Consider the following 15,687-nt stretch of genomic DNA (forward strand, 5'->3'; position numbering starts at 1 on the left):
CTACTCACTCCAGTGCAAGTTCAGCGTTTCGATGGATTTGCCATCGACTGAAATGGTGTGGCGCTCTTCATGACCATTCAAACTGGCAATGACCAGGTATTTGTTTGCCGGCAATTGCGCGTACACGATCGGGCCCACCTGACTCAACGACAACAGGGGGCTGCCTTTTTCGCTCTGGATCACCACGTCGACATTGCTGACGTACTGATTGGCCGATCCGGTTGAAAAGGTCATGTGAAAGTTGTAGCCCTGGGTCTGGAGCAAGGCCTTTGACTCATCCAGGCCGATGCCTCCCGTCAGATAGCGGATGCCGTTCTGCTCCTGCGGCTCCAACTGCACGGCCGACATGTCGACCGGTTCTGCGGTGGCTGCATGCAGCACCACGGGAGACAAACCCAGCAGTAGGGCCAGGGCAAATCTTGAAAGCGTCAGTGAATGGTTGAACAACATGAGGGTTTTCATAGTTTCTCCGGTAAATAACTGGCAGCAATCTGCCTGGCACTCAGAGTGCGCGTGGTGGGCAGATTGGGTCTGTGCGCTAGTGCACGCAGAGGTACCAGTGTTATTGACAGGTGTCAGATTCGCCCTAATAACAGCAACACAACCAGGACAATAACGACCACGCCTAATAAACCGCTCGGCGCATAGCCCCAGCTACGGCTGTGCGGCCATGTCGGAATGGCGCCAACCAGCAGCAAAATCAGCAGGATCAACAGTATGGTTCCCAAGCTCATGGCTTTTCTCCTTGGGTCTACACGTAGGTGAAATTTATGCAGGCAGTGAGACCTTGAGCTGCGCGTTGCATATGAACAAATTGGCGTAAGTACCCGGTACGGTCTGTACGGCAACACACCTATCGTCAGTGTTTAATGATTCAGAGGCGCAGTCGTTGTTATTCCACTGATGCAACGGGTTTTGCGTTATTTAGGGAGAGGCTGCCTTAGGCAGCCTCTCTAACCCAGAGATACGTTGTCAGGCTTATCGTTTAATCAGCGAAATCTTGGTGCCTTCAATGCTGACGCCTGCCATCAAGCCTTGCTGGCCAAAGACAAACGCATAAGCATCGTCCTTCAATGTCGAACTCGACAGATTTTTCGCCAGCCCTTCGTCAACCAGCACAACCGTCGGGCCTACGCCAACTTCCCAGCCCTTGGTCTCACGTACATACTTGACCGCCTTGTCAGTCATAAGGAACACGGCATAAGCATAGGACTGTGCACCCGCCTGCAAGCCCCATGAACCGGTCACGGTGTTGTAGTAATTGTCTACTTTCGAGCCGCTGAACATGACCCCTTCACCATAACTGCCACCAAATACCAGACCCGCCTTGATAACTTTTGGGAAGACGAGCACGGCCTTGGCGGTGCGCGACATGGTCTCGGCCACCGGATTGGCTTTGTAGAGGATTTGCAAGGCATGCCGGGAGTCCTGTTCCAGATCCGCGGCCGTTGCGGCGCAGGCAGTATTGAGCAAACCGGTTGAAGTCAGCGACAGGGTTGTGAGCGCGATAAACAGCAGTGAGCGTAGTGAAGTTGTCATGGTTGTTCTCCAATGCCAGCGATACACACGATGCGGCAAGCTGATTACCAGCAGGATGGGTAGCCGCGACTGTCCATTAGAGTGTAGTAGCGACCTGGCCATGTCTGTTCGGTGGCGCACACTGCCAGCCGCTGAAAGGCTTCACCATGAACTGCGCGAACGTTCAAGGCCCCACACATAACCTGTGGGAGCGGGCTTGCTCGCGATATGGTGATAGGGGTGATAACCCCGCCAACGTTCTAACGATGCAAGCGCCCATTCGACTGAGTGGCGCATGCACGCTTCAAGGTGTCACTCGGCAGTTCCTTGAACAGTGCCCGGTAGCTGCTGGAAAACCGGCCGAGGTGCCAGAACGACCAGTTCATCGCCACTTCGGCCACCGTGGTGTCGGTCGCGGTGCGGCTGAGCAATTCGCGACGGGCGCTGTTGAGCCGGCGCAGGCGCAGCCACTGGGTCGGCGCCATGCCGGTGTAGGTCTTGAACGCGTGTTGCAGTTGGCGCAGCGAGACTTCGGCGACCTGGGAAAGCTCCAGCAAATTGAGGTTCTCTTCCGGCGTATCCGCCGCCCATTCACCGATCCGTTTCATGATCGTTCGCTCCCCTGCCCGACGCTGCAACGCGCCTTGGTCCAGGCAAACGCAGGCGTTGTCGAGAATAAACAGGCAGTCGTCCAGCAACTGTTGAGTCAGCACTTCCTTGCTCGGCGGATCGATGGTGTGCGACAGCCGGGTCAGAGTGCCGCTCAGCCAGCGGCTGAACAGCGCGTTCTGCTGCGAATTGAGCGGCGCCATGAACAAACCTTCAAGCCGTTCGACGTTCAATCCATGGTGCTGAACGAATTCCGGGCCGAAGACCACGGCCACTTCCTGATAGTTCTCTGGTGTGATCCAGATGTTGCGACTTTCGCCGTTCAGCACATACAGCGCGTTGTCACTGCGATCGAAACAGAACGCCAGCGAGCCCGGCGGCGCGCTGAAATTCTGCTCGACGCGGGTATTCATGCACTCCTCGTAAATCTCCACGCCTTGCAGGTCCAGATAACGCACCAGGCCTGCGAAATGCCCGGGCGACATCTGCTGATAGTGCTGCACCCACCCAGGGGTCGCGCGGATCTGTTCGGCGACATCAGCGGTGTTGAAAGCCTGCACGTGCAAGGGGTTTGACTCTGTCATGGAATGACCTGCACGCACTTTTTTGGTGCGCTTTGGTTCTGATTAAAGTGGATAGATGGATCGAAACGCGTCGACCAAGATAGTCGTCAACGCGCTACAGGGAAAGTCTCTCGCCACTTGTACGAGATGCAGAGACCGACTCTGGCGCTGATAAAACCAACAACGAGGTCTTTATGAATGCCCCTTTCGATCAGCTGTCCTCATGGCTGAAAGAACACAAGATTACCGAAGTCGAATGCGTGGTCAGTGACCTGACCGGTATCGCTCGCGGCAAGATAGCGCCCACCAACAAGTTCCTGCATGAGCGAGGCATGCGCCTGCCGGAAAGTGTGCTGTTGCAAACGGTAACCGGGGACTTTGTCGACGACGACGTTTACTACGACCTGCTCGACCCTGCCGACATCGACATGGTTTGCCGCCCGGACTCTTCGGCGATTTACCTGGTGCCGTGGGCGATCGAGCCGACCGCCATCGTGATTCACGACACCTTCGACAAACTCGGCAATCCGATCGAGCTGTCGCCGCGCAACGTCTTGAAGAAAGTCCTCAAGCTCTATGCCGACAAGGGCTGGCAGCCGATTGTGGCACCCGAAATGGAGTTCTACCTGACCCAGCGCTGCGAAGATCCGGACTTGCCACTCAAGGCGCCATTGGGTCGCTCGGGCCGCGCCGAAAGCGGTCGCCAATCGTTTTCCATCGATGCGGCCAACGAGTTCGATCCGCTGTTCGAAGACGTCTACGACTGGTGCGAACTGCAAGGTCTGGACCTCGACACGCTGATCCACGAAGACGGCCCGGCGCAGATGGAAATCAACTTCCGTCACGGCGATGCGCTGGATCTGGCCGACCAGATCACCGTGTTCAAGCGCACCCTGCGCGAAGCGGCGCTCAAGCACAACGTCACCGCGACCTTCATGGCCAAGCCGATCGGTGACGAACCGGGCAGCGCCATGCACCTGCATCAGAGTGTGGTCGACATCGCCACCGGCAAGCCGATCTTCGCCGACAGCGACGGGCAGATGAGCGAGCTGTTCCTGCACCACATCGGCGGCCTGCAAAAATACATTCCGAAACTGCTGCCGATGTTCGCGCCCAACGTCAACTCGTTCCGCCGCTTCCTGCCGGACACCTCGGCACCGGTGAACGTCGAATGGGGCGAAGAAAACCGCACCGTCGGCCTGCGCGTACCGACTTCCGGTCCCGAGGCCATGCGCGTGGAAAACCGTTTGCCGGGCGCCGATGCCAACCCGTACCTGGCCATCGCCGCCAGCCTGTTGTGCGGATACCTGGGCATGATCGAACGCCTCGAACCGAGCGCCCCGGTGCAAGGCCGCGCCTATGAACGACGCAATTTGCGCCTGCCGATCACCATCGAGGATGCGCTGGCGCACATGGAAGACTGCCCGACCATCGAGCGTTACCTGGGGGCCAAGTTCGTCCGCGGCTATGTCGCGGTCAAGCGCGCCGAGCACGAAAACTTCAAACGGGTGATCAGTTCCTGGGAGCGCGAGTTCCTGTTGCTGAGTGTTTAACCCGCAGCGCTGATGATCGTTCCCACGCATAGCATGGGAACGATCAGTGCAAAAACATCGAAAACAATCATTCAAAGAGGTGTCGAAATGCGTCTATTGAAGTCAGTCGTTCCCGCAGCGCTCGCGCTGTTCTGCAGCCTCGGCGCGCAAGCGCAGCCGAGCGTCAGTGTGTACAACTGGACCGACTATATCGGCACGACCACCCTCGCCGACTTCCAGGCGAAATCCGGTATCAAGGTCATCTATGACGTATTCGACTCCAATGAAACCCTGGAAGGCAAACTGCTCGCCGGGCGTACCGGGTATGACGTAGTGGTGCCTTCCAACCACTTTCTGGCGCGTCAGGTCAAAGCCGGCGCGTTCCTTAAACTGGACCGCTCGCAGCTGCCAAACTGGAAAAACCTCGACCCTAAATTGCTGGCGCTGCTGGAAAAGAACGACCCGGGTAACGTGCACTCAGTGCCGTACCTGTGGGGCACCAACGGCATCGGTTACAACGTCGACAAGATCAAAAAAGTGCTGGGGGTCGATCACATCGACTCCTGGGCCGTCTTGTTCGAACCGGAAAACCTGAAAAAACTCAGCCAGTGCGGCGTGTCGATGATGGACTCGCCCGACGAAGTATTCCCGGCGGTGCTCAACTACATGGGCATGGACCCACTCAGTTCGAATGTCGAAGACTACAAAAAAGCCGAAGCCAAGCTGCTGACCATCCGCCCATACATCACCTACTTCCACTCCTCCAAGTACGTGTCGGACCTGGCCAACGGCGACATCTGCATCGCCTTCGGCTACTCGGGGGACGTGTTCCAGGCGGCAAACCGCGCCAAGGAAGCCAAGAACGGCGTGAACATCGCCTATGCGATTCCCAAGGAAGGCAGCAACCTGTGGTTCGACTTGCTGGCCGTACCCGCCGACGCCGGCAACACCAAACAAGCCCACGAATTCATCAACTACCTGCTGCAGCCGGAAGTGATCGCCAAGGTCAGCGCCACCGTCGGTTACGCCAACCCCAACCCAGCGGCCAAGCAATTCATGGACGCAGAACTGGTGAACAATCCAGAGGTTTATCCCTCCCAGGCGGTGCTGGACAAGCTGTACATCTCGACCACACCGACAGCGGAAATCATGCGCGTGATGACCCGTTCCTGGAGCAAAGTGAAGTCCAACAAATGAATCAGATCGCTATAAACCTTTCGGCGGAACACGCCCGCTCCTATTACAACGCCTCTGCCAATGCGATGCTGCAATACCCAACGCTGACGTCGGATCTGCAAGCCGACGTCTGCGTGATTGGCGGCGGTTTTACCGGTGTGAACACCGCCATTGAGCTGGCCCAGCGCGGGCTCTCGGTGATTCTGCTGGAAGGCCGAAAGATCGGCTGGGGCGCCAGTGGCCGCAATGGCGGGCAGTTGATCCGCGGCATTGGCCACGACGTTTCGGGCTTTGCCCGTTACGTCGGCCAGGAAGGCGTGCGCTATCTGGAGCGCGCCGGTATCGAATCGGTCGAGGTGGTGGGCAATCGCATCCGCGAGCATGGCATCGACTGTGACCTGCGTTGGGGTTTCTGCGAGCTCGCCAACACACCCGCGCAGTTCGCCGCGTTTCAGCTGGAGCAAGAAACCCTGAGCGCCCAGGATTATGCCCATGCAACCCGCCTCGTCAGGCCTGAAGACATGCGCCAGGTGGTGAACTCCGGTGTGTACGCCGGCGGACTGGTGGACATGGGCTCCGGCCATCTGCACCCGCTGAATCTGGTGCTCGGCGAGGCTCGGGTGGCCGAGTCGCTGAGGGTGCGGATTTTCGAGCAAAGCCCGGTGCTGGAGATCATCCATGGCAGCACCGTGCGGGTTCGCTGCGCAGGCGGCACGGTGCGCGCCGGCAGTCTGGTGCTGGGCTGCAACGCGCACCTGGAGGATCTGGAACCACGGCTCAGCGGCAAGGTGCTGCCGGCGGGCAGCTACATCATCGCGACCGAGCCATTGTCAGCGCAGGCTGCCGCCGACCTGATCCCGCAGAACCTGGCGCTGTGCGACCAGAAGGTCGGACTCGACTACTACCGGCTTTCGGCAGACCGACGCCTGCTGTTCGGCGGCGCCTGCCATTATTCCGGGCGCGATCCGGCGGACATCGCCGCCTACATGCGCCCGAAAATGCTCAAGGTGTTCCCGCAGCTGGCCGATGTGCGCATCGACTATCAATGGGGCGGCAGGATCGGCATCACCGCCAATCGCTTCCCTCAGGTCGGGCGGTTGTCACAGTACCCGAACGTGTTTTATGCCCAAGGCTATTCCGGTCATGGCCTCAACGTCACACACTGGACCGCGCGATTGCTGGCCGAAGCGATTCATGCCGGACACAGCCAGGGCCTGGACGTTTTCAGTGCGGTGCCGCACATGACCTTTCCAGGTGGACGGGCGTTGCGCACTCCGCTGCTGGCACTGGGCATGTTGTGGCATCGTTTGCGTGAGGTGCTAGGTTAATGACCATCGCCATCGAATCGTCTGGAGCTTCGGGCAATGACCGCGATCGAACTGCACCGCGCACAACGGGATGAACTGGACTGCATCGAAAACCTGATGCAGTTCTATATGTACGATTTCAGCGAGTGGCTGCCGCTGGAGTTTGGCGCGCATGGCTTTTTCAATATTCAGCCAAAACTCGACTACTGGCGACAGCCTGCGACGCAGCCGTTCCTGATCAAGGTTGACGGGGAGATCGCCGGGTTCGTGACGGTTGACGACGCAGTTCGTTTCGACGATGTGCAGTACAACATCGGTTATCTCTTCGTCAGCCGCCGCTATCGCGGTCGCGGCGTCGGCAGGTTTGTGGTGTCTGCCCTGCTCCAGCAGCTTCCCGGTCAGTGGCAGATTTTTCATATCGATGCCAATCAGCCGGCCCAGGCGTTTTGGTCAAAAATCATCCCTGAGCTGACCCTGGGTCAGTTCACTCGCCATCAGCTTCCCGTCGACGGCTACCCGTGCACGCTGTTCAAGTTTCGGTTCACTGAGGCTTGAGCCGCTGACTGCATCAAATCGGCAGGCAACGGCTGGCGAAGTCCAGTCCCTGCGTCCAGACTCAGAGCAATAGACGATCCCCAGCGCTGACGACTCGAGGCTTTGAGCATGCTGCTTTTCCTGTTACCTCAGGCTGACTACGACCCCACTGAAAGCAGTGTGCCCTGGCAGGCGTTGCATGACGCCGGAATCGAGGTGCGCTTCGCAACGCCAAAAGGCTTGCCGGCCTACGCCGACGCTCGACTGGTGGACATCGGTTTCGGGCCACTGAACTCGCTGCTGATGACCCGCAAGGAAGATCTTCAGTGTTACGCGGCCATGACTGCCGACGAAGGTTTCAAATCACCCATGGCCTACGCCGAAGTAAATCCCGAGCAGTACGAGGGGCTGGTGATCCCGGGCGGCCACGCCAAGGGCATGCGCAGTTTGCTGGAATCCGAAGACGCCCGGCGGATTGTCCGGCACTTCTTTGATGCACAGAAACCGGTCGCGGCGGTCTGCCATGGGGTATTGCTGCTGGCCCGAACGCTGGATGCCGACAACGTTCTTTCGGTACTGCACGGGCGCAAGGTGACCGCGTTGCTGGCCAACACCATGGAGCTGCCAGCCTGGTGGCTCACTGCGCCTTGGCTCGGCCGCTACTACCGCACCTATTCGCAAACGGTGCAGGCCGAAGTCACCGCTGCATTGGCCAGCGTCCATGACTTCTTGCCGGGGCCAAGATTCTCGCAACGTGATTCGACAGAAAACCCGCAATGCGGGTTTATCGTGCATGACGGCAACCTGTTGACCGCACGTTGGCCGGGCGACTGCCACCGTTTTGCCGCGGAGCTGGTCAGCATGGTGCACCAGGCACGCAGTGTTCAGACCTCACGCCGGGCCGACCGGACAGTCGGCATGCATTGACGGCGGCGCGTCTCACGCCCGCCCGTTGACCGACCACCAGCGCGGCAACAACTGCTGAACCTTGCTTTCGCCAAAGCGGTCATCGATCAGCATCACCACGCCTTGATCCTGTTGGGTTCGAATCACCCGCCCGGCGGCTTGCACCACCTTCTGCACACCGGGAAACAGGTAGGTGTAGTCGTAACCTGCGCCGAAGATCGCCGCCATGCGCTGCTTCAGCTGCTCGTTGACCGGGTTCAGTTGCGCCAGCCCCAGCGTCGCGATGAATGCACCGATCAAGCGTGAGCCCGGCAAGTCGATACCTTCGCCGAACGCCCCGCCCAACACCGCAAAGCCGATGCCCTGGCTGGTGGGCGTGAACTGCTCCAGAAAGGCCTGACGCCGGGCTTCGTCCATGCCGCGTGACTGTGACCACAGGTTGATCTGCGGCCAAGTCTCGGCGAACAACTGCGCCACTTGTTGCAGGTAATCAAAGCTGCTGAAAAACGCCAGGTAGTTTCCGGGGCGCTCCACGAACTGTCGGGCCATCAACTCGACAATCGGCGCAAGCGAGGCCTGCCGGTGCACGAATCGGGTGGAGATCTGACTGACAATCTGCACCTTGAGCTGCTCGGCGCTGAACGGCGACTCGACGTCGATCCATACCGTGCTCGCCGGCAACCCGAGCAGGTCGGCGTAATAGCGCTGCGGGCTCAAGGTCGCGGAAAACATCACCGTGCTGCGCGCCGCCGTCAGGCGTGGGCGGATGAAACCGGCCGGCACCACGTTGCGCAGGCACAGCTGCGATAGACTGCGCGTGGTACCAAGGTCACGCTTGCTGATGTCAAACAGGAAATGCTCATCGAACAGCTCGGCGACCCGGCTGAATTGCAGCGCATCGAAATAGAAACTCTGCAACGCAGCATCCAGCCCTTGCGGGTGATCGTTGAGGTAATCACCAATGGCGGTCGTGCAGAGCGACAGCGCCTGTAACAGTTTTTCCGGGGCCTTGGCGTAGGCCTGATAAGGGCTGATCTGTGTTTTGTGCAGCGCGTTCCATTCACGGTTGACCCGCTGCAAGCTCTTCTTCAGCACCTCGGGAGCGCTTTTGCGCAGCGTATTCAAGGCGAATTGATCGAGGCTGGCGCTGTACATCTGCCGACCGCGCTCCACCAGGTTGTGGGCCTCATCCACCAGCACCGCGACCTTCCACTGGTTGGCCTGGGCCAAACCGAACAGCAACGCGCTGAAGTCGAAATAGTAGTTGTAGTCGGCAACCACCACGTCGGCCCAACGGGCCATTTCCTGGCTCAGGTAATACGGACACACCTGATGTTCAAGGGCGATCTCGCGCAGGGCAGCCTGATCGAGCAAGGTCACCTGACTCGCCGCCTCACGGGCCGCCGGCAAGCGATCGTAAAAACCTTTCGCCAACGGGCAGGATTCGCCGTGACAGGCTTTGTCCAGATGCTCGCAGGCTTTGTCGCGAGCAATCATCTCAAGCACTCGCAACGGTAAACCGTCGCTGCCGTCGACGATCACCTGTGTCGCATCCAGCGCCAATTTTCGTCCGGGAGTCTTGGCAGTGAGGAAGAACACTTTGTCCAGTTGCTGCGGCGCCAACGCCTTGAGCATCGGAAACAGTGTGCCGACCGTCTTGCCGATGCCGGTCGGGGCCTGGGCCATCAGGCAGCGGCCGGTGCTGACCGCCTTGAACACTGATTCGGCAAGGTGACGTTGCCCCGGGCGAAAGTCCGGGTACGCAAAGCGCAGCACCTGCGCGGCCTGATTACGTGCTTCCCTATGCGCCATTTCCTGCTCGGCCCAGTGCAGAAACAGCCCGCACTGCAGTGTGAAGAAACGCTCCAGCTCAAGCGCGCTCCAGGTTTCGACCAGGCTGGTTTCCTTTTCGCTGACGATATCGAAATACACCAGCGCCAGTTTGATCTCGGCCAACTGCAATTTCTGGCACATCAACCAGCCGTAGATTTTCGCCTGGGCCCAATGCAACTGGCGGTGGTTGGCGGGCATCCGCTCCAGTTCGCCACGGTAGGTTTTGATTTCCTCAAGATGGTTCTGGCCGGGGTCATAACCGTCTGCCCTGCCCCTGACCTTCAACTGCCGATATTCGCCTTCGAGGGCCACTTCGTTTTGATAGGTCTCACTGCGCCGCGAGGCGACGGTGCGGTGACCGACGATGCCTTCCAGGGCTGTTGGCGACGGGGTGAAACGCAAGTCGAGATCACCGACCTTGGCAGTGAATTCACACAGCGCACGCACCGCAACGCTGTAGCTCACGCTTCGGCCTGCGCCCATTGCACATAACAGACCGCGACCGGCATCTGGTGTTCGTGACAGAACTCCAGCCAGCGCAGCTGGTTGTCTTGCAGGCGATCGCCCGGGCCTTTGACCTCGATCATCCGGTAGGTCTTGTGTTGCGGCCAGAACTGGATCAAGTCCGGCATCCCGGCGCGATTGGCCTTGATGTCCAGCAACAGGCGATTGAACCAGTGCTTGAGGTGTTCGGCCGGCAGACAGTCCAGCGCCTGTTCAAGCAGCTCCTCGGTCAGCACACCCCAAAATACGAAGGGCGACTGCACACCTGATTTGACGCGAAAACGCTGGCGGATGGTCTCGGCATAGCGCCCATCGTCCAGCTCTGCCAGACACGTCTGGAACAGCTCGGCACGCCGGGAATGAAAATCCTCGCTGAGCAGGTCCACCGGCCCGCGCTGGAACGGGTGAAAGAACGCTCCCGGCAACGGTGCGAAAATCGCCGGCCAGCAGAGCAGCCCGAACAATGAGTTGATCAGGCTGTTCTCGACGTAATGCACCGGCGCCGTGGGTTCGTCGAGATGAGCCTGAACATGGAATTCGACTGACAGTGCCGGGTCGATTCGCGACAGGCTCAGCTGCAGGTGCTCAACTTCGCGGGCCTTGACCCGTGGCGTCGGCGGCCCACCGAGTTTGCGCCGCAACCTGGGCAGCACCCGCAACAATTGTTGTTGCTCGGCGGCGCTCTCCGGCGCGTGTTCGGCGTGGGTCGCCAACTCCAGGGCCAATTGAAATTCGGCGCAACGTTCCAGCACCCGAATCAAGCGCAACCTGGCGCCGGGGTACGCACATTCGCGGTAGATCGTCAGCGCTGCCGAGAAATCGGCGATGCGCTCGCAGTGTTGCCCGATCTGAAACAGTAGCTTGGCGCGTCGCCGCTCAAGCCAGGGGTTGGCGGTTTGCAGTACTCGGATCTGTTCAACGATTTGTTCCAGCGCCTCCCCGGCTTCAAAACGCAACTGACAATCGTGCAGATAGAGAAACGCCTCGACGTCGTCACGACTGCGCAAGCCTCGGGACTCGGCGCAAAACTCGACTTTCTCGTAGGTAAAGATCCCAAGATCCGCCAGAACGAACTCCGACCAGTCCTGATACAGATTGCCGAAGAACATCAGCCGCAGCCGATCGCACAGGTCCATGATGGTCAGGCTCAACAACCGCTCATCCAGCGTCGGGCACCAGTTCCTGAAGCACTGCGCCTCGGTGAACTGCTCGCTCAGTGCGGCCAGCCACTCGGACTTCTTCGCTTTGGGCTGCTCGATGGCCGCACTGAAGCACTGAAGGATTTCCGGTTTGAGCAGCACCTCGAACAGTTGCTCAATCGACAGTGGCGCCTGTTCGTCAACCCAGCCAAGGGTCAGCAAGGGTTCTGCCGCGCGGGCGATTTCGCCAATTTCGGCGTAATGCAACTTGCCGAGGCGAAAATGCTCGCCCTTGCGCATGACCATCCTGACCAGCAGTGCCTGAGAGGCACGCGGCAACTGGCCAAAATCAACGATGAATTGCTGCTCCTCCGCGCTCAGCACATCGGCATAGCGCTGCTCAAGCCAGGCGAGCACTTGTTGGAAGTTGTTCAGGTAATAGAACGGATCTTCGAGCGGATTGACTGTCACGAATAGAAAGCGCCATGGCGAGCAGATACTGGTTATGCGTACAGATATCAGCTGAACCCGGTGCTGGCAAATGGAAAAAGATCAGCGGCCGGTATTGCGTAATGAAGGTCACCATGTCCGGGCACGACCCATGACCCGTAGCAGCCGAACGCTGGCTTCGCCAGCTGCTACGGATCGTGTTACGGCTTAACTGATCGTCATCATTCGGTTTTCGACTTTTTCCGCCATCAACCGAACTTTCCTTGAGTGAGTGACACCAACAACGGTCGGTATCGAAATGACGCACCTATGCGTCGAGACGATCAAAAAAATTCTGTAAGAGAGGTTTATTGATGAATATCCGCACTCTGAGCATGCCCCTGGCTATCGTCGTAGGCTTGCTGGCATTAGGCGGTTGCGCGTCGCCAACGGTGGTGACGTTGCAGAACGGCACCCAATATTTGACCCAGGACATGCCGAAAACCAAGGGCACGGACGGTTTCATTGAGTTCAGGGATATTTCCGACGCCAAGATCAAGGTCAAGGCGGACGACGTCGCCACCATCCGCACAGAAAAATGATCGAAAGCCTCAAGGCATCTGCAATGCCGGGTCTTGCCCCGGGATACTGTTATCGCAGGAAATGACCTGCCCGCCGCGTCGCAGCAATTGCCCCCTGATGGTTTGACAGCGCTCGTATTCCCGGGCATTCGCGTTGTCGATGCTGATATTGCCGGTCACGGGCGGTTGCTTGCCGTCACCCAGGCTCAGTTTCACCCAGGGTTGTTCCGGCTGAATCTGGAAACGGCTGTTCTCGGGTTCAGGCTCGGTCTGTTCGACCTGCGCGGGGGTTGACAGTTGATCGGCGGTCACGCCGTATCGGTTCAAAATCGAGCCATGAGGCAACTCCTCAGCCAGCGCACTCGCCGATAACATCATCAGCGCTGCTGCGACTGCCTGCCTCTTGTTGTTACTCACTGTGTTCAATCTCCTGTTTTCGATTCATCGCGCCCTACGTCTGTACCGCGCGAAGGAAGGTCGTGCCCTCTGGAAACGCATGGCCTGGCCGGTGGTTTAATGCCATGGTAAAAAAAACGGGGCGCACGCAGAAAATTCTAATTTGCGCCTGGCTCACCGGAACATTGTGGCTATGCTTTTCAGAGTCGACGGGCGTTTTCCTGATCCCGGGGAAATGCTTTTGTCCGGTATTTGAGCCCGTCGTGTAGCGACAGGTCACCTTTTTCAATCAGAAGGAATTACCAGCGTGCAGCCCCTACAACGCCCTTTGAGCGATAAGGACTTCGCGCTTCCCCTGCCCGGCTTCAAAGTGCTGGCACTGGCCCTTGCGGTATTCGGGCTCAGTGCATGCAGCAGTATCCACGCACACACCACCGAATACGCCGGGGCCCAGCACACAACCGCCACGTCCCCGGACTCGGTGCAAATACTGCGTACCGCGCCGACACGACCGTACACGCGGTTGGGTGAAGTGATTCTGCACACACGCACGCAGCCGGCCCCACCCGTCAGCGAGTTCGAGCAGAGACTGCGTGAAGAAGCGGCAAAAATCGGCGGCGATGCGGTGGTGGTGATCTACGACATGACCCTACCCATTTCGGATTACGTCAGCGCTGCGCTCCCGATGGACCGGGATCTCCATTCCGAGCAGAGACGCAAGCTCAAAGGCATCGTGATTCACTATGAATAAGTGCTGAAAAGCCCGGCGCGAACCGAGGTTCGCGCCGGGCTTTTTAATGTCAGGCGATAACCACGCCTGAGCTGGCCAAATGATCGAGCCCAACCCCGACCAGCGTCACCGAGTCATTGCCGAAGCTCAACACGGTATCGGCGCCAACCGCTTTGGCGTGGTCGCGTACGTCGTAGTTTTGCCCGACACCTTCGACGCCGAGGAACACCAGCTTGTCGCTGGCTTGATAGCCGAGGATCCGGTCGTTACCGAAGTGGCCGCTGAACAGGAAGGTGTTGTTGCCGCCTCCCGACTCCATCAGGTCGCTTCCGGCACCGCCAACCAGCACGTTATTGCCCTTGCCACCGATCAGATGATCATTGCCGTCCAGGCCAAACAGCCAGTCGCCAGCTGCATGCGCCGTGAGGACGTTGTCCGCGGCATCACCTTTCGCCGATGACGCGTACTGGGTCAGGTTATTGCCGGCCTGCAAGCCTTTGTCGGTGACGCTATGGGTCACGTCATCCTTGAGCAAGCCCCAGAGGAACCCCGGTTCTTTACTGATGATGCTGCCGATGTCACGGGTGATGCTGATCCCGCCGTTGGCATCGCGCACGTACAAAGTGCCGGCGCCATCGTTGGCAAAATCGAAGTTTTTCACCGACTGCTGCAAGTCCAGCGTGTTGCTGCCCTTGCCGCCCAGCAGGATGTTGTAGCCACCGGTATCCCTGAAGGTGTCGTTACCGTTGCCGCCCTCCAGGTAATCATTGCCTTTGCTACCCTGGATCAGGTCGTCGCCGTTACTGCCGATGATGAAGGTGCTGCCCTTGTGGGTTTCGGCGTTGCGATTGAGGTCCTGAACCCAGGTGTTGCTGCGCGCCGGGTCCGACAGGTTGGCGACAATGATCGTCGAGTCCTTGCTGGTCAGGTCGTAGAACTTCGACTCGAGCACCCGGGTCATGCCATCGCCGTAACCGGTGGGCAGATGGGAAATCCAGGTCGGGACATTGAGGATCGAAAACGGCAGCACGTTCCATGCCGCCGAGGCGTAATGGTCGTTGAAGCTGACAATGTTGTTGGTTGCCGAATCCTGATGCGCATCGTGTACGCCGACCGATGCCAGGTTGAACGTTGAACCGTCCAGCGCGCGAAATACCGGATCGTTTTCGTAACCGATGTTGAGCACCTTGTCGGTACTGCTTTGGGTCGGTGACGCGTAGGCGATGTAGTTGGAATCCTTGTAGAAGCCGTTCCAGTGATCGCCGCTCAGGTCCGCCAGGCTATTGACCGCCAGCCCGCCGAGGCTGTGGCCGCTGACCAGTACGTCCTTGCCGCTCAGGCCATTGGCGGTGGCAAATGCGGCGACATTCTTGAGCAATGAACCAAAGGCTTCGCCGACGTAGTTCTTGGCGTAGTCCTTGGGACCCAGCGCCGCCATCAGATCGTTGATCACATCGCCGATGGAGTCGCTGATCTGTATTTCACGGGGGCCGCTGGTACCGCGAAACGCGATGCCGATTTCCGTGAGATGCCCTTGAGAATCGTACTTGCCGAGAATCTCGACCTGAGCGCTGGTGTAACCGGCTTTCTCGCCGAAGAAGGTTCCCCGCACATCGACCTTGCCGCCATAGCCTAACTGGCTGGCGGTGATCGGGGTCCAACCGGCCTTTTGTACCGCGTCCAGCGCAGCTTTTTCCGAATCGGGATTCCAGGGAACGCCGGGGATCACCCCTTGCGAGTCGGTGCCGCCGATCAGCGCAGTGACCAGCGTCGCCGGCAGACCGAGGCCGAAACCATTGTGCTGATAACCCGTGGCAAAGCCGTTGTCGAGGTTGTGATAGGAATACAGCGTGATCGCCAGCGCATCGGAAAATAGCGCTTTGGATTCGGCTGAATTGCGGTTTTTGTAGTCATAAACACCCATGGTATT

The 15,687-nt window shown here is 58.9% G+C and carries 15 protein-coding genes; 7 read left to right on the plus strand and 8 right to left on the minus strand.

Annotated features, from left to right (window positions below):
* From FPT12_RS09505 to FPT12_RS09520, 4 genes are all read right to left on the minus strand, one after another.
* Positions 1–450 carry a carboxypeptidase regulatory-like domain-containing protein gene (locus tag FPT12_RS09505; RefSeq protein WP_145016110.1) on the minus strand — a complete coding sequence of 150 codons (450 nt, stop codon included), beginning with the start codon at positions 448–450 and terminating at the stop codon, positions 1–3.
* A gap of 125 nt (positions 451–575) precedes the next feature.
* Positions 576–734, minus strand: coding sequence for a DUF3309 family protein (locus FPT12_RS09510; RefSeq protein ID WP_081013818.1), 159 nt, complete (start codon positions 732–734; stop codon positions 576–578).
* A 244-nt stretch (positions 735–978) separates the two neighbouring features.
* Positions 979–1,539 (minus strand): YSC84-related protein, encoded by a 561-nt coding sequence (locus FPT12_RS09515; RefSeq protein WP_145015973.1) that lies wholly within the window; start codon positions 1,537–1,539, stop codon positions 979–981.
* A 239-nt stretch (positions 1,540–1,778) separates the two neighbouring features.
* Entirely contained in the window at positions 1,779–2,711 is a 933-nt protein-coding gene (locus tag FPT12_RS09520; RefSeq protein WP_145015975.1) for a helix-turn-helix domain-containing protein, read from the minus strand.
* A gap of 173 nt (positions 2,712–2,884) precedes the next feature.
* On the opposite strand from FPT12_RS09520, the gene FPT12_RS09525 reads away from it, so the two are divergent.
* The 5 genes from FPT12_RS09525 (at position 2,885) to FPT12_RS09545 (ending at position 8,166) form a co-directional block, all read left to right on the plus strand.
* Positions 2,885–4,243, plus strand: a complete 1,359-nt coding sequence (locus FPT12_RS09525; protein WP_145015977.1) for a glutamine synthetase family protein — start codon at positions 2,885–2,887, stop codon at positions 4,241–4,243.
* Positions 4,244–4,330: 87 nt separating this feature from the next.
* Positions 4,331–5,419, plus strand: coding sequence for a polyamine ABC transporter substrate-binding protein (locus tag FPT12_RS09530; RefSeq protein ID WP_145015979.1), 1,089 nt, complete (start codon positions 4,331–4,333; stop codon positions 5,417–5,419).
* Complete coding sequence (locus tag FPT12_RS09535; RefSeq protein ID WP_145015981.1) at positions 5,416–6,726, plus strand: FAD-binding oxidoreductase; 1,311 nt, start codon at positions 5,416–5,418, stop codon at positions 6,724–6,726. The genes FPT12_RS09530 and FPT12_RS09535 overlap by 4 nt, the downstream gene beginning before the upstream one ends.
* A gap of 36 nt (positions 6,727–6,762) precedes the next feature.
* Complete coding sequence (locus tag FPT12_RS09540) at positions 6,763–7,260, plus strand: GNAT family N-acetyltransferase (RefSeq protein ID WP_145015983.1); 498 nt, start codon at positions 6,763–6,765, stop codon at positions 7,258–7,260.
* Positions 7,261–7,368: 108 nt separating this feature from the next.
* A complete protein-coding gene (locus tag FPT12_RS09545; protein WP_145015985.1) occupies positions 7,369–8,166 on the plus strand; it encodes a DJ-1/PfpI family protein in 798 nt (265 codons plus the stop codon).
* A gap of 12 nt (positions 8,167–8,178) precedes the next feature.
* On the opposite strand, the gene FPT12_RS09550 is transcribed toward FPT12_RS09545, so the two are convergent.
* Positions 8,179–10,443 carry an ATP-dependent DNA helicase gene (locus FPT12_RS09550; RefSeq protein ID WP_145015987.1) on the minus strand — a complete coding sequence of 755 codons (2,265 nt, stop codon included), beginning with the start codon at positions 10,441–10,443 and terminating at the stop codon, positions 8,179–8,181.
* Complete coding sequence (locus tag FPT12_RS09555) at positions 10,440–12,092, minus strand: VRR-NUC domain-containing protein (RefSeq protein ID WP_145015989.1); 1,653 nt, start codon at positions 12,090–12,092, stop codon at positions 10,440–10,442. The genes FPT12_RS09550 and FPT12_RS09555 overlap by 4 nt, the downstream gene beginning before the upstream one ends.
* A 332-nt stretch (positions 12,093–12,424) precedes the next feature.
* Between FPT12_RS09555 and FPT12_RS09560 the strand changes: the two genes are divergently transcribed.
* Positions 12,425–12,652, plus strand: a complete 228-nt coding sequence (locus FPT12_RS09560; protein ID WP_145015991.1) for a YgdI/YgdR family lipoprotein — start codon at positions 12,425–12,427, stop codon at positions 12,650–12,652.
* 9 nt (positions 12,653–12,661) lie between these two features.
* Here FPT12_RS09560 and FPT12_RS09565 read toward each other — a convergent pair whose 3' ends face one another.
* A complete protein-coding gene (locus FPT12_RS09565; protein WP_145015993.1) occupies positions 12,662–13,048 on the minus strand; it encodes a hypothetical protein in 387 nt (128 codons plus the stop codon).
* Between the two features lie 286 nt (positions 13,049–13,334).
* Between FPT12_RS09565 and FPT12_RS09570 the strand changes: the two genes are divergently transcribed.
* Positions 13,335–13,778, plus strand: a complete 444-nt coding sequence (locus FPT12_RS09570) for a hypothetical protein (RefSeq protein WP_256676688.1) — start codon at positions 13,335–13,337, stop codon at positions 13,776–13,778.
* Positions 13,779–13,827: 49 nt separating this feature from the next.
* Here FPT12_RS09570 and FPT12_RS09575 read toward each other — a convergent pair whose 3' ends face one another.
* The gene (locus tag FPT12_RS09575) at positions 13,828–15,681 is read right to left on the minus strand and encodes a polyurethanase (protein WP_145015995.1); all 1,854 of its coding nucleotides are present in this window, start codon (positions 15,679–15,681) and stop codon (positions 13,828–13,830) included.
* Positions 15,682–15,687 lie beyond the last annotated feature (6 nt).

This window comes from Pseudomonas sp. H3(2019), assembly GCF_007713465.1.
Lineage (GTDB): Bacteria > Pseudomonadota > Gammaproteobacteria > Pseudomonadales > Pseudomonadaceae > Aquipseudomonas.